Below are 15437 nucleotides of genomic sequence, written 5' to 3' on the forward strand. Positions count from 1 at the left end.
CGAAGCGTCAGGCTGACGGGGCGCAAAGTCATAGCAAGAACGCTTTTTATTCACAACCAAATCCCGCATCCCGTAATACCCCTTTTGCCTGCTCTGAACCTAAGAACGTCGCCAGCCTTTGCGCCTCTGGCGTGATGACCGCACAGGCATAGCGTGCAACAGGATTAACAGCCGCCGGAATATCCACAACCGTCAACCCCGCAGCCCGACTCAGGGCTGTCCGATAGCTGGCATAGCCGATAAACAGATCCGCCATATCCGCCTGAATAATCCACTCTGCTGCCAGCCTGCCTGTGGGAATTACTGGTGAGTCACGCCCGCCAGCAAGTGGGTGGGCGCGCTGGCGCACCGCTTCACCGGCATTACCCATCCGGGAGAAAAGAACCTGCGTATAGTCACCCGACGGGTCGGTACCAGGTGTGGACGTGGCGATTCGCAGCGAGTCACGGGTGAGCAATGTGAACCAGTCGTCTCCAGGCAGAAGACAATCGCTGCGCACCGTAATGCAGAGCCGGTTGCTGGTAAACGGCATGACTGCCAGCGCGCGTCCGGCAGCCAGCAGCGTCTGCGGATGATCCTCACTGGCTGAAGCAAAGAGGTCGCACGACTCACCGGCCTCAATCCTTTCGCGGAGCAGGCCGGCGGGACCAAAACGGGTTTCAACCGGCGCCGGAAAGTACGCCATTAGTGCTGGCCAGACGCCTTTCAGGCTGCCCGCCGCCAGTATCTGCATCACTCTGGCCCCTGATAAGTGGTGCGATAAAAATGCTGATACCAGCGGTTAGCCAGCGTGCTCATGTCGACATCCTGAAACTTCTGCGGATAGAGTTTTTTTGCCATCCACAGCTCGCCAATCCCCATCGCTTCCGGCATCGGATAGCCCCAGGCTTTTGCGTAGTCAGGCATCAGATAAACGCGATGATTTTTTACTGCATCAATGGCCTGCCATTGCGGCGAACTGTTGATCTCATTGATGACAGAAGGATAGCGATCCTGGACAAAAATCACCTGCGGATCCCAGGCGATCACCTGCTCCATCGACACAGTTTTAAATCCTTTCACGGTCGCCGCAGCAACGTTAACCGCTCCCGCATGCTGCATCATCAGACCGGTATATTTCCCGGAACCATAAGTAGTCAGTTCCGGATTTGCCATATAGGCGCGAATACGTTTTTCCGCCGGAATATCTTTCAGCCGGTCGCTGACGATTTTGCGCCCCTGATCGGTAGCCTCAATCAGCGCTTTCGCTTCAGCGGGTTTATTGACGATCTCGCCAATCAGCGTAATGCCGTCGCGCAGACCTTTGTCATAGGCCATTTCCTCATCAGTGAGGGTCGGATTCATTTTGTCCTGTTCACACGGCAGGCCATGACGCAGCGAGATAGCCACGACAGGGATCCCCAGCGCGGTAATACTGTCGATCATCTCATGCGGGGCATAGTTGGTGACAAACACCACCTGCGGATGCAGCGCCACCAGCTTCTCCGGATCAACGTGCGTCAGATCGCCAAGCGTAGCCATAGGGTTCAGCTCAGGGGCCAGTCGGGCATAGCCGTCGCCGAGTTGCTGCTTCCAGTTCGCCATCACCCCGACGATTTTATCGGTGGCGTTCATCTGCACCAGCAGGTTCAGCGTCTGATGCTGAAGCACAACAACGCGGTCAACGTGGTCAGGAATCGTAACCTGGCGGCCAATCTGGTCGGTGATCTGGCGTGAGGCGTGGGAAGAGAGCGGAAGAAATATCAGTAAACCGAGTGTGCATACCTGCCAGAAGCGCTTCATTAACTATCCTCGAAAATCGTTATGCATAGGATTATATAGCGATAGGTGATGCGCGTCACGGTCTGGGGCATTATTTTGGGAAAGCAGGACGAGGATAAACCAAATTGTTACAGATAAGACTCACGTCAGCTCGACATTTTCTACTCCACGGTCAATAAAATCCTGAGCGAATCATGATGATTTGCCGCTTTCCCTGTCTGTCATCAACGTTTGTATAATTAAAAATGCGTTAATCTGCGACCTCTTGGATTTCAGACCTGACAGGAAGTCAACTGCATGATAATCAGCCCACCATTTGTTCGCCCGCGGAATGCCGGAGAAAGTGACGTATCATGGGTCAGCCGAATGATGCCCGTGGATATCAACCGGGATTTCCCGCTCAACCGGCACGCATCATGGCACGGGGGCGTGCACGTCCTCCACACCGACCGCACTGAGGAAGGCTATGACCGCGTTGAGTTTGTCCGCGCGATTGCGGATGGGGAAGTTGTTTCTTTTCGTTCTCCATCTTCCACACACAAACGTGATACTTTTCCGCTGCATTATGATGGCAGAACCGATGACGGTTATGTCCTGCTAAAGCATCAGACCGATATCGGTGAAAACTGTCGTGTCGTGTACTACTCCCTGTACATGCATCTCATGGACCGGCTGGACCCGGCAATCAGAGCCGGAGCAAAAGTCTGGCGCAAGGACCGTATCGGGCAAAGTGGTATGGTCAGCGAAACCAATGCCTTTCACTTTGAGGTGTTCTGTGACAACGAGAACATGCTGAAGCTGACCGGACGCATCACTCCTGAACTCGATATCACCCGTGACGGCAGAACCGACACCCTTTACGGCGATATCCATTTTTATCTGCCGCCCGGTACACACTTTTATGAATCGGTGACTGACGCTGCCTCACCGGACACGGACCGCCTGAATTCAGTTCATACCACCACGGAACCGTTATTCGTCAGCATGACCTTCGAAAAAGGCGACTGCACGATGGTAACCCGCAGGCAGAACACCACCACGGCGGCACGTTTCGACACAGTGGGGGAGCCGCTGGTGAATGCAGATGCCAGTCCGGCAGACAATTCCATTGCCGAAACATATCTTAAATATGAATACAATCTGTACCGGACAGCGTGCCGTCTGTACCCGCAGAATCCGTCTGCCGGGCTCGAATTGCTCCGTTTCGGGCGGGTCATCAGCACTGAACATGAAACCCTGACGCCTGCTGATGCCCCGTTATGGCGTACCGTCAGGTTCCCCGGCGGAACGGGCATGGTTAACCTGGCTTCCCCTGACATCAAAAAATTCAGCGATGCCGACTTCCCGCACTGGACAGGGTGGCGGATGGTGGACGATGACACGGACAACAACAGTCAGTGTAATTCTCCCCTTATCGCCGGATTGCAGGACAGCGGGCATTTCGGCGACCTGAGCAGCCGTCTGGTCTGCCATTTTCCGCTGGAGTGGAATGCTGCCACCTTTGACCAGCGCTATGCCTGGCTCAGAACCGGCTCTGACGATGTTCCTGCCATGTCTGAAGAAGACTATGAACGGCTGAAAAGTCATGCCTCAGCGCTGTGCTTCAAGACCGGTGAACACGGCACCGGCAGGCTGTGGCATTTCCATCCAGTGGCCTTCATTACCCACTTTCGCAAATGCTGCTGGCTGAGCAAATCAGAGCTGAAGCAGCTTGTTCCACAGAACGCATTAAGAGCGGCCGGGCGGAATGATTACCGCTGGGAGGCCATAAATTACCGGGATGCTGCTGGCAGCATCCCGGACACTATCCGTACGCACATAAACAGGACGATGCAGAAATACCTGATAACCACCCCGCTGCGCATCGCCTGCTTCCTGGGGAACGGCATTCAGGAAACGGGCTGGCTGGGATCGATGGAGGAAGGGTACCGCTATACGGAAACAGACCCGCGCACGCGTCAGGTCATCCGGCGCTACAACATCTGGTACTACCCGTGGTACGGGCGCGGCCTGTTACAGCTTACCAGCCCGGTGAACTACTTTGATTATTTCAGCTTCCGGGGACGGACCTGCCCTGAAAATATTAAAAACATCCTGATAAATGAATACCGACGCCTGTATTCATACCGGCCTATTCGCTACTCCGACAATCATCTGTCTGATACCGAAAACCACGTCCCGGAAAATATTATCCGCTGGAGGAATAAAGTCAGCAGCGACCTCCATGAGGCGGCCAGCAGCGCCGGGTTTTACTGGGTGGCAAGGGATATGGCCCCCTACGCGGATGCCGAACATGTGCTGGAGCGGTGCAGCGTCACTCCCCGGCGGAGCGGGATAAAGATTTACTACCGCAGCCCGGCCTTCTGGCGGGCCAGCGCCGCCGTTAACCTGCCAAACCAGGTCAGCAACACTGATTATCAGGGGCTGAATGGTTTTGAGACCCGCTGCTGTGTTTACGGTAGTGCAATAGCTGTCTTCACCGAGCAGAAATTCCCGGACAGCCATAACAACCCGGTCAACGAAAAACCCGAATCAGATCAGTTAAAGAGAGGGTAATGGAAAGGTTTTTAATTTTTCTAACTCTGGCATTGTTAGCACAAAAATCTGTGGGCTCTATTACTCCAGAGATACATATCCCCTCTGCTTTCAACAAAGACAGGTTTGTTAATTATTACAAAGTTATATCCAGTAACAGCGGAAATAGTTCATGCGATAACATTTCATTTAAAAATTTCCACCCTCCGGAATACGCAACATTAAAAATAAAACGACCTCCATTTAATACTTGGTTTTGCCTGTATTCTGCCGATGTCCTGCATAATGGGTACGGGCCGGGAAGAGTATCACCTGAAAAAGTGTACTTTGATACAAATAAAGGATTATGGAAAAAGAAAAATTACACATTAAGTAAAGAAAGTAGCAGGCTTTCTCTGAACGTTTATGATATTAAAAACTTGAGCGAGTTGCAACCTGTAGAACTCTATAATATCCAGTCAGTCAATGCTCGCGGTTATGCGGTTATCGACAGCAATATCCCCAAGCAGGAAAAACAAAACGGGGTAAAGAAAAGTCTGTCATTCTGCCTGATACGTGACGAAGCTGCATTTTGTGCTTCAGGCTCAATGATCAACCTCGTCGATGGTAAGGAAGTCGATTTCACTCCCTATATGCTTAAATCTCTTGAGACAGTTGAAATGGGATACCGGCGAAATCAAATAATTGACAGTTACTAAATTCGCCATATGCCTGATTCAAATTCATATAAACAGCTAAGATGCTCACAAGCAAAAGGATCTGATAAGGATTCTTTTGCTTGTCCAGGTCTATCCTGAATTCTTACTCTACGTTTACATTCTACAGAGCGTCAGCCGCCCTCATAGCTTCACCCCCACAGCACTGATTATGTGCAATGCCCGTTGCTGGTTCACCATCCCGGTGCTTCCTGTACCAAAACTCGTCTACCTTACTGATATGACTTATTTTAATTTCTGGCACGCCATTTGCTCAAGTCTTAGCAGTAAGCAGCGTATGACACATTGATAGCAAATAGCTGGCTAGGGTTCCGGTTCACGCAGGTGAATGTCTGGTCCGAGAGCTGGCGACCTCTGCGAGGTTACACGGCGGGACAAAAGCCCGGGAGACAGCGGCACCATCTGGTGTCCTGCGCTGCTCCCGTTTTTTTGTGCCAACCAGAGGTCAACCATGAAGAAATCTCCCCTCGTGACGCTAATTCTGTCTCTGACGCTGCTGGTCAGCGCGCCGTCTTTCGCCGCCGTCAAAAAAGAGTTCAACATCTGCTGGACCATTTACGCGGGCTGGATGCCCTGGGGCACCATCAGCAATGAGAAGATCATTGATAAATGGGCCAGCAAATATGGCATCAAAATTCATATCACTCAGCTCAATGACTACATCGAGTCGATCAACCAGTACACCGCAGGACAGTTCGACGGCTGCACTATGACCAATATGGATGCCCTGACGATTCCTGCGGCAGGTGGTGTTGACTCCACGGCGCTGATAACGGGTAGCTATTCTGATGGTAACGACGGCGTAGTCCTGAAAGGTGAAAATAAAAAGCTCAGCGATCTGAAAGGGATGTCGGTCTATCTGCCTGCGCTGTCGGTGTCGCACTATCTTCTGGTCCGCGGGCTGGAGAAAGCCGGGCTGCAGGAAAAAGACGTTAAAGTCGTAAATACCTCCGATGCCGATATTGTCTCAGCGTTCGGCACCAGCCACGTAAAAGCGGCTGTGGCCTGGAACCCGCAGCTTTCGGTCATCAAAAAGACCCCGCAGACGACAGAAGTGTTCAGCTCATCGGCCGTGCCGGGTGAGCTGATTGACATGATGGTGGTGAATACCGACACCCTGAAAGATAACCCCGCACTCGGCAAGGCGCTGACCGGTGCCTGGTTCGAGATGATCGCGAAGATGCAGGCCGGAGACACCCAGGCGCTTAGTGCCATGGCGGCCGATTCCGGTACGGACCTCACCGGTTATAAGGCACAGCTGAAAACGACCCACCTGTTCTGGACTCCTGCCGAAACCCAGACCTTTGTCTCTTCCCCCGATCTGGCAAAAACCATGCAGCGTGTCGCTGCGTTTTCCTTTGATAAAGGGTTGCTGGGCGAGGGCGCGCAAAGCGCTGACTTCATTGGTATGAGCTTCCCTGGCAACGTCACCGTCGGTGATACCGCAAACATCAAACTGCGCTTTGACGACAGCTATCTGAAGCTGGCCGCTGCGGGCAAGCTGTAATCACCGGACTCAGGAGTTTCTGCCATGCGCCACATCAACCGCTATCCCCGGCAGGGAATGCGCCTGACGCTGATGCTGTTACCGTTTGTGTTGCTTATCGCCGCGTGGTTTATCAGTTCGGCAGTGCGTCTGGAAGCCAATCCCCACGACAAACTGCTGCCCGGCCTGTCGCAGATGATCGCGGCCATCGACCGGATGGCGTTCACGCCGGACAAGCGCAGCGGGGAGTATCTGCTGTGGGTGGATACGTGGATTAGCTTGACTCGTCTGCTGACTGGCCTGGCGCTCTCTTCGGTAATTGGCTTGTGCATCGGCATTGCTGCGGGCGTCTTTCCGATGACCCGCGCGGCGCTGTCACCCTTCATGACCGTGGTGTCGATGATCCCGCCGCTGGCGCTGCTGCCAATGCTGTTTATCGTCTTCGGGCTGGATGAGCTGTCAAAAGTGATGCTGATCGTCATCGGCATCACACCGATGCTGGCACGCGATCTGGAACATCGGGCGCGGGAAATCCCCGCAGAGCTGTTTATCAAAGCACAAACCCTGGGGGCGAACAGCTGGACGGTGGTGCTGCGAGTCGTGCTGCCGCAGCTGTTATCCCGGCTGATTACGTCGCTGCGTCTGCTGCTGGGATCGGCATGGCTCTTTCTGATCTCCGCCGAAGCCATCTCCGCGACTGCCGGGCTGGGTTATCGCATCTTCCTCGTCCGCCGCTATATGGCGATGGATGTGATCATTCCTTATGTCATCTGGATCACGCTGCTGGCGTGGCTGATGGACCTCGCGCTGCGTCAGCTGCACAAAACCTTTTTCCCCTGGGCGGAAGGAGGCCGGGAATGAGTTTTATCGATATCAAAAATATCTGGCAGGAGTATGGCGACCACGTGGTGCTGGAGCGCATCAATCTGCAGGTGAAAGAGGGCGAGTTCTGCTCGCTGGTGGGTGCGTCCGGCTGCGGTAAGTCGACGTTTTTACGCCTGCTGCTCGGTCAGGAGAAGCCAACGCGGGGAACGATCACGCTGGATGGCGAGCAGCTGCCCGGAGAGCCGGATCGCAGCCGTGGCGTGGTGTTTCAACGCTACTCGGTTTTCCCTCATCTCAACGTGCTGGATAACGTCACCATTGGCCTCGAACTTCCGGCGTCACCCTTTATCGGGCGGCTGTCTGGCGCCCGGAAACGCCAGGCCCGTGAGCAGGCAAAACAGATGCTGGAGAAAGTCGGGCTGGGCCATTCGCTGGATAAATATCCGGCGCAGCTTTCCGGCGGAATGCAGCAGCGGCTGGCCATTGCGCAGGCGTTTGTGATGCAACCACGCGTGCTGCTGCTGGATGAGCCGTTTGGCGCGCTGGATCCCGGCATCCGCAAAGATATGCATGCGCTGCTGCTCCAGCTGTGGAGCGAAACCCGGATGACGGTGTTTATGGTCACGCATGACCTTGCCGAAGGCTTCAATCTGGGAACCCGGCTGCTGGTGTTTGACAAAGTGCGCATCGACCCGCAGGCCCCCAATGCGTGGGGTGCGCGTATCACTTACGACATCCCGCTTAATGAAACGCGGCTGTCGCAGCTGACGACCGGCAGCAGAAACAACATTTACCCTTTAAAGGAGGCCGCTCAATGACAGATCTTTTTCATTCAGCCCCGAGCGTGCGCGAAGAGCCGCTGCCCGGTGGCGCGCATACCTCGCTGATTCTGCGTAAAGGGCAGATCCTGCGCCTGACCGACATTGAGGGCGGTGCGAACGTCAGCATGATGATGCTCAATCCCCACGAGAAAAGTGAACGGCTGAATCTGCCGGACACCCTGAAAGGCCAGCACACCGCCCGGCTAACGACCGGCTACTGCTTCTACTCCGATATGGGGCGCGTGATGGCCGGGATCGTTGCGGATAGCTGCGGCTGGCACGATCCGTTCGGCGGCGTACTCAACGCGGCGGAAACACAGGAAAAATACGGTGCCGGGCGCTATCAGGAGCTGCGCAACGGTTTCTATCGCAACGGCGTAGATAATCTGCTGGTTGAGATGGGCAAATGGGATCTGGGTCTGGAAGATCTGCTGATGGTCGTTAACTTTTTCAGCAAGGTCACGGTTGATGACCAGGGCCGCTTCGGGTTCAGCGCAGGCAATAGCCAGGCGGGTGATTTCGTTGAGCTTTACGCGCCCATGGACGTGCTGATGGTGCTGACCGCGCTGCCACATCCGCAGGATCCCGCCACTGACTATCTCCCGCGTCCGGTCCAGTTGAGCTGGTATCAGGCTGACGATATGCAGGTTGTAAGCGATGCGATTGCGAATCGCGGTGAAAACCAGCGTGCATTTCACAACACTCAACTTTTTGCCCTGTGAGGAGGCTGCGATGACCCTTATTAACTCTGATCGTCGTCCTGAAGATGCTGTCTATCGCCACGTAATCCCGGCAGGCGAGCCGTGGCTGTTCGAAGTCAAAAAAGGACAGACGCTGCGCCTGCTCGACCTCGAAGGGAATCAGGCAATTGATACCCTGTTTTACAACAGCGATAACCCGCGGGAACGCTACGATCCTCAGCGCACGCTGCGTCGTCAGGGAAACGTCTATCTGACCACCGGCAGCGTGCTCTATTCGAATCTCGGCAATCCGCTGCTGACGATCGTCGCCGACACCTGCGGTCGTCACGATACCCTGGGCGGAGCCTGCTCGCAGGAGAGCAACACCGTGCGCTATGCCCAGGGTAAGCGCTACATGCACAGCTGTCGGGATAACTTTCTCTGTGCCTGCCTGCACGATGGCCGCCTTCACAAACGTGATATCGGTGCCAACATCAATTTTTTCATGAACGTTCCGGTCACGCCTGAAGGCGGTCTGACCTTTGAAGACGGCTTATCTGCGCCCGGCAAATATGTCGACCTGGTGGCTGAATGCAACGTAATGGTGCTGATCTCCAACTGTCCGCAGCTGAATAACCCCTGTAATGGCTGGAATCCGACACCCGCCGAAGTGCTGGTGTGGAACTGATATGGCCTTGCGCACTGACCTTCTGAACATTCCGCCGACGCACGCCGCTTAAGTGCCGGTCAGCCCCGGGGACGGCCCCAGGGAATATCGAATTTTGCGGGACGACCCGCATCCCTGAGAGTTCGCCTATGTTTGATACCTTACTGATTGCCAATCGCGGCGCGATCGCCTGTCGCATCCTGCGCACGCTGCGGCCCATGCAGATGAAAGGGGTCGCCGTTTACTCCGAAGCCGATCTGAGCAGTTTACATATCCGCGAGGCGGATGTGGCGCTAAGCCTTGGCGAAGGCCCGGCTGCACAAACCTATCTGGTGACGGAAAAGATCATCGCCGCCGCGCAGCAGAGCGGGGCGAAAGCGATCCATCCTGGCTACGGTTTCCTTTCGGAAAATGCCGCCTTTGCTGAGGCGTGCGAGGCTGCCGGTCTGATTTTTGTCGGCCCCACACCGCAGCAGTTGCGGACTTTTGGCCTGAAACATACGGCCCGCGCGCTGGCGAAGGCCGAAGAAGTGCCATTGCTGGAGGGCAGTGAGCTGCTGGCGGATGTCAGCGAAGCCTGCCGCGCCGCAGAGCGTGTCGGCTATCCGGTCATGCTGAAAAGCACGGCGGGCGGTGGTGGTATTGGGATGCGCGTCTGTCGTGATGAAAATGCGCTGTCAGAGGCGTTTGAAACGGTCCAGCGCCTCGGCCAGAACAACTTCAGCGATGCCGGAGTATTTCTCGAAAAATATATCGAACGCGCCCGTCATCTTGAAGTGCAGATTTTCGGTGACGGGAAGGGCGAGGTAATCGCGCTGGGCGTACGCGACTGCTCGGTACAGCGGCGTAACCAGAAAGTGATCGAAGAGACGCCAGCGCCGAATCTGCCCGCAGGTATGGCGGAGGCTTTATGCGCGGCGGCTATCGCGCTGGGAAAAGCGGTGAACTATCGCAGCGCCGGAACGGTTGAATTTGTTTACGACAGCGCATCACAGCAGTTCTATTTCCTTGAAGTGAATACCCGCCTGCAGGTTGAACATGGTGTGACAGAGCAGGTGTGGGGCGTGGATCTGGTGCAGTGGATGATTGAGCTGGCGGCAGGCAATCTTCCGCCGCTAAGCGTATTAGCCGCCACGCTGAATCCACAGGGCCATGCCGTGCAGGCGCGCATCTACGCGGAAGATCCGGGACGGCAGTTCCAGCCTTCACCCGGACTGTTAACTGAAGTCCATTTCCCGGCGGCCGACGGTAAAAACCTGCGCATCGACCGCTGGGTGGAGGCCGGATGCGAAGTCCCGCCATTTTTTGATCCAATGCTGGCCAAAGTGATTGCCTGGCATCCCACACGCGAAAAAGCTATCGCCGCACTGGCACAGGCACTGACGGAAACCCGCCTCTATGGCGTTGAAACCAACCGCCTCTATCTGTTGCAGATCTTAGCCTTTGCGCCTTTTACCGCTGGCGACCCCTGGACACGCTGCCTGGAGCAGCTCGGCTATCAGGCTACAACGGTTGAGGTATTGAGTGCCGGCACCCAGACCAGCGTGCAGGATTATCCCGGACGACTGGGATACTGGGCGGTGGGCGTGCCGCCATCAGGGCCGATGGACGATCGCGCCCTGCGCTCAGGCAACCGTCTGCTGGGCAATGACGAGAGTGACGCCGCGCTGGAAATCACGCTGAACGGGCCCACCCTGAAATTTAACACGGAGATTCAGGCGGTGGTCTGCGGTGCGCCGCTCAGTGTCACGCTCGACGGCGCTGAACAGGTAATGGACGCCGTATTTACTATCCCGGCGGGCGCCACACTGAAGCTGGGCGCGATGCGTGGTGCAGGCGTCAGAAGTTATCTCTGCCTGAGCGGTGGTATTCAGGTGCCGGACTATTTAGGCAGTAAAAGTACCTTTACGCTCGGTCAGTTTGGCGGACACGCTGGTCGTGCGCTGCGCAGCGGTGATGTGCTGCATCTCGCGCCGCGGGCTACGAACACAGCCGCAACACAACTGCCCGCGGCGCTGCGCACAGACCTCGCCACAATCCGCACGCTGCGTGTGATTTATGGTCCCCACGGTGCGCCAGAATTCTTTGCGCCGGACTATATTGCGACATTCTTTGCCACAGAATGGGAAGTGCACTTTAACTCCAGCCGAACCGGCGTGCGCCTGATTGGGCCAAAGCCGATCTGGACACGCGACAGCGGCGGCGAAGCGGGACTGCACCCCTCGAATATTCATGACAATCCTTATGCCATTGGCGCGGTCGACTTTACCGGTGATATGCCAGTCATTCTGGGACCCGATGGTCCCAGTCTCGGCGGGTTTGTCTGCCCGGTGACGGTCATCGAAGCGGATCTCTGGCAACTGGGCCAGCTGAAAGCCGGTGACAAAGTGCAGTTTGTTCCGGTAGATATCCCGACGGCACGGCGGCTGGCAGAGGGGCGGCGTATTGAGCTGACCACGCTACAGCCACAGGACATTCTCTGGGAGCCTGCGCCACTGATGTCGCCGATAATAATGACCTGTGGTGAAGCGGATAAACGTCTGGTCGCGCGGCTTTCAGGCGATACGCATCTGCTGCTGGAGGCAGGCGAGCCGGAGCTGGATCTGGTGCTGCGTTTTCGCATTCACGCGTTAATGCAGGCGCTGGAAGCGCAAACACGCCACGGCATTATTGATATCACGCCGGGCATCCGCTCGCTGCAAATCCACTTTCAGCCGGAGACGCTGACGCCACACGTGCTGCTGGCGTGGGTGCGCGGTGAATGGGAAACGGTCTGCATGAGTGACGACCTTCAGGTCCCCACACGCGTAGTCCATCTGCCGCTCTCCTGGGACGATCCCGCCTGTCAGAAGGCGATTGAAAAGTATATGACCACCGTGCGTCCGGACGCGCCCTGGTGCCCGAGTAATCTTGAGTTTATTCGCCGGATAAACGACCTGCCAGATGAGCAGGCCGTCTGGAACACCGTGTTTGAGGCCCGTTATCTGGTCATGGGGCTGGGCGATGTTTATCTTGGCGCACCGGTTGCCACACCGCTGGATCCCCGTCATCGGCTGGTAACGACGAAATATAACCCAGCCCGCACCTGGACGGCGGAAAACTCAGTTGGCATCGGCGGCGCTTATCTATGTATTTATGGCATGGAGGGGCCGGGCGGCTATCAGTTTGTGGGCCGCACGCTGCAGATGTGGAACCGATATCACGAAGTCGCCGATTTTGGCGGAAAACCCTGGCTGCTGCGCTTTTTCGATCAGATCCGTTTTTATCCGGTCTCTGCTGAGGAACTGCTGCAGATTCGTCGCGACTTTCCACTGGGTCGCTATCCGCTGCGCATTGAGCACAGCACGCTGAGGCTGGCGGCGTATCAGGATTTCCTTACGCGTGAAGCGGAAAGTATTGGCGAGTTTCGTGAGCATCAGCAAAGCGCATTCAATGCTGAACGTGACCGCTGGATAGCCAGCGGCCAGGCCCATTTCGACAGTCAGGAAAACGTAGCGGATGAAGGCGGTGACGCACCGCTGCAACCGGGCGAGCAGGGGGTTGAAAGTCCGGTATCCGGCAATCTCTGGCAGGTGCAGGCGACCGCGGGCAGTCGGGTGCGGGAAGGGGATATCCTTGTGGTGCTGGAATCGATGAAGATGGAGATCCCGCTTCTGGCTCCGTGCAGCGGCATAATTCAGCAGGTCAGCGTCCAGCCAGGCAGCGCAGTGCGTGCAGGACAACGCGTGGTGGTAATCGTTGAAGACAATGCGTAACGACGATCACAACCGACCAGCCGGATAAGGTCATGCTTAAGTAACAATCTGCCGCTGCGCCCGTCAGCGGCTACATGCTGGCGGGCCATCACAGCAGCTGGGTATCAGCACCGCGCGCCCAGTTCTTTTAACCAGCCGATCATCGCCTCACTGCCAGGCTGACTCAGCGTGCGTTGCGGCCAGACAAGGTAATAGGGTTTGCTCAGCGGCAGGCAAAGATCATCCACTACCACCAGATCGCCCCGCGCCAGTTCCGCCGCAATAAGGCGTCGCTGCCCCAGCAGCACACCAGCTCCCGCGACAGCCGCATCAATCGCCAGCGAGGTCAGATTGAAGCTGAACGCGGGCTGCGGCAGCGGTTCATCCATGCCTTTTGCCTGAAACCAGCTTCGCCAGTCAGGCAGAAAACGGCCTTCATTGCCCCAGTCGAGGTGGATCAGAGGCGCCTGGCTTAAGATCGTTTCCGGCGTAAAACGATGTAACAGAGCAGGGCTGGCCACCGGCAGCACGTCATCATGAAACAACTTCAGCTTATCTGACTGCGGGTAACGATCCTCACCAAAGCAGATCACAAAATCGGCGTGCATCGCGGTGAAATCGACCTGAGAATGCGTACCGTGTAACGAGAGATCGATATTCGGGCAATGGTCGCGCCAGCTCGCCAGCTGGGGCAACAGCCATTTGGACGCCAGCGCCGGTAATGTGTAAACCGTGAGTTTTGGCGTGCTGGCCGCATGGCGGATGTTCTGCTGACCCAGGTGCAAAATATCAAAGGCTTCGGTGACATAGCGCAGATACTCTTTGCCGGTTTCAGTCAGCATCACGCCGCTCTGCGTGCGCAGAAACAGCGCGCTGCCAAGTTGCTCTTCCAGCTGGCGAATCTGCTGACTGACCGCCGCCGGGGTTAAAGCCAGCTGGGCGGCGGCTTTTGCCAGGCTGCCCAGTTCGGCGGCCACTTTAAAGGACTGAATGACGCTGATTTTGGGCAACCTTGGCAATTGGGCAGGCATTAACTCTTCCTTATCAGGGTATTAAGTTTTTATCGTTACGCAGCGTGGCAGGCGACAGGTAGAGTAACATCACACCTGCCCATCATGAGAGCTGTTGCTATGTCTGAATCCCTTGTTCGTCTTGATCTTCATCCGCTGACCGACCAGGGCTGGCGTCAGCGCTGTCGTGAGCAGTTAAACCACTCCGGCGCGCTGGTACTGCGTCAGTTTTTACAACCACACGCTTTAGAGGCGATGATCGAAGAGGGCAATGCCCGGCGTCATCTGGCCTATCACACCCGTAGTAAACACAATGTCTATCTGATGAAGCCGGATGAGGCGTTCAGTGCGGATCATCCGCGTAATCGGGATGTGCTCAGCACCAAAGGCTGTATCACGGATGATGTTATCGCTGCCGACTCGCCACTGCGCCAGCTTTATAACGATGACCTGTTTAAACGTTTCCTGTGCGATGTGCTGGGAGAGGAAGCGCTCTATCCCTACGCCGATCAGCTTTCGTCGATTAACCTGCACTATGCGCCTCACGGTCAGGAGCTGGGCTGGCACTTCGACAACTCCTCCTTTGCTATCACCTTACTGGTCCAGAAACCGCTGGCGGGCGGCGTGTTTCAGTATGTGAAAGATCTGCGGGATGCCGATGCCGGTGATATGAACTTTGCCGGTGTCGACGCAGTGCTGGAAGAACGCCAGATCGTTGACGCGCTGGAGATAGATGCCGGGGATCTGGTGCTGTTTCGTGGCCGTAATTCCCTGCACCGCGTGACCCCAACTGAAGGCGAGGTCACCCGTATGCTGGCCGTGCTGGCTTACAATACGCAGCCGGGTATTGAGTTGTCAGAAACCGCGCGTATGACCTTTTACGGCAGACTATGACATCATGGCGTGTCTGCAAGGGCACCCCAGCCGCGCAGAAAGATTTGCTGCGTGCGGAAAGCCACTAATGCACGCCAGTCCGCATCTTCGGGCCAGAATCCCTCGACAGTTAGCTTTACCGGTCAGATACCCCTGGATTAGGACAGATACTGGCTGTCTGCCCCGACACAAGACAATGCGCACAATCTATCTTATGTTAAATAACATATCGCACATGTATTCAGGTAGCTTAAGTAATCTCAATTCCCCCCCTTCGGGTTTTCACTTCAGACACAGGAGGCTGTGTCGCAACTAATCTGCAGGATTAT

Annotated in this window: 12 protein-coding genes and 1 riboswitch; of the genes, 9 read left to right on the forward strand and 3 right to left on the reverse strand. The window is 55.9% G+C overall.

The window, feature by feature from the left end; genetic code table 11:
* Positions 1–46: 46 nt before the first annotated feature.
* Positions 47–733 carry a molybdate ABC transporter substrate-binding protein gene (locus NIM72_RS02100; RefSeq protein ID WP_253418379.1) on the reverse strand — a complete coding sequence of 229 codons (687 nt, stop codon included), beginning with the start codon at positions 731–733 and terminating at the stop codon, positions 47–49.
* Entirely contained in the window at positions 733–1782 is a 1050-nt protein-coding gene (locus NIM72_RS02105) for an ABC transporter substrate-binding protein (protein WP_253418181.1), read from the reverse strand. Before NIM72_RS02105 ends, NIM72_RS02100 begins: the two co-directional genes overlap by 1 nt.
* A gap of 276 nt (positions 1783–2058) precedes the next feature.
* On the opposite strand from NIM72_RS02105, the gene NIM72_RS02110 reads away from it, so the two are divergent.
* The 8 genes from NIM72_RS02110 (at position 2059) to uca (ending at position 13246) form a co-directional block, all read left to right on the forward strand.
* A complete protein-coding gene (locus NIM72_RS02110) occupies positions 2059–4317 on the forward strand; it encodes a M23 family metallopeptidase (protein WP_253418183.1) in 2259 nt (752 codons plus the stop codon).
* On the forward strand, positions 4317–4994 hold the full coding sequence (locus NIM72_RS02115; RefSeq protein ID WP_253418185.1) for a hypothetical protein: 678 nt from the start codon (positions 4317–4319) through the stop codon (positions 4992–4994). Before NIM72_RS02110 ends, NIM72_RS02115 begins: the two co-directional genes overlap by 1 nt.
* 310 nt (positions 4995–5304) lie before the next feature.
* A riboswitch (guanidine-I (ykkC/yxkD leader) is annotated at positions 5305–5403 on the forward strand.
* Between the two features lie 60 nt (positions 5404–5463).
* The gene (locus NIM72_RS02120) at positions 5464–6519 is read left to right on the forward strand and encodes a putative urea ABC transporter substrate-binding protein (RefSeq protein WP_253418188.1); all 1056 of its coding nucleotides are present in this window, start codon (positions 5464–5466) and stop codon (positions 6517–6519) included.
* Positions 6520–6543: 24 nt separating this feature from the next.
* Entirely contained in the window at positions 6544–7359 is an 816-nt protein-coding gene (locus NIM72_RS02125) for an ABC transporter permease (RefSeq protein ID WP_161734650.1), read from the forward strand.
* Positions 7356–8141 (forward strand): ABC transporter ATP-binding protein, encoded by a 786-nt coding sequence (locus NIM72_RS02130; protein ID WP_253418202.1) that lies wholly within the window; start codon positions 7356–7358, stop codon positions 8139–8141. Before NIM72_RS02125 ends, NIM72_RS02130 begins: the two co-directional genes overlap by 4 nt.
* The gene (locus NIM72_RS02135) at positions 8138–8866 is read left to right on the forward strand and encodes an urea amidolyase associated protein UAAP1 (protein WP_253418205.1); all 729 of its coding nucleotides are present in this window, start codon (positions 8138–8140) and stop codon (positions 8864–8866) included. Before NIM72_RS02130 ends, NIM72_RS02135 begins: the two co-directional genes overlap by 4 nt.
* Positions 8867–8876: 10 nt before the next feature.
* Positions 8877–9512 (forward strand): urea amidolyase associated protein UAAP2, encoded by a 636-nt coding sequence (locus NIM72_RS02140; protein WP_253418208.1) that lies wholly within the window; start codon positions 8877–8879, stop codon positions 9510–9512.
* 128 nt (positions 9513–9640) lie between these two features.
* Positions 9641–13246: an urea carboxylase gene (gene uca / locus NIM72_RS02145; protein WP_253418211.1), complete on the forward strand. Its 3606-nt coding sequence runs from the start codon at positions 9641–9643 to the stop codon at positions 13244–13246.
* A gap of 104 nt (positions 13247–13350) precedes the next feature.
* Here the strand turns inward: uca and NIM72_RS02150 are convergent, their stop codons facing one another.
* On the reverse strand, positions 13351–14256 hold the full coding sequence (locus NIM72_RS02150; RefSeq protein ID WP_253418214.1) for a LysR substrate-binding domain-containing protein: 906 nt from the start codon (positions 14254–14256) through the stop codon (positions 13351–13353).
* A gap of 99 nt (positions 14257–14355) precedes the next feature.
* Between NIM72_RS02150 and NIM72_RS02155 the strand changes: the two genes are divergently transcribed.
* On the forward strand, positions 14356–15129 hold the full coding sequence (locus tag NIM72_RS02155) for a 2OG-Fe(II) oxygenase family protein (protein WP_253418217.1): 774 nt from the start codon (positions 14356–14358) through the stop codon (positions 15127–15129).
* The last annotated feature ends 308 nt before the right edge of the window (positions 15130–15437 follow it).

Source organism: Pantoea sp. B550 (assembly GCF_024158165.1).
GTDB lineage: Bacteria > Pseudomonadota > Gammaproteobacteria > Enterobacterales > Enterobacteriaceae > Pantoea > Pantoea alfalfae.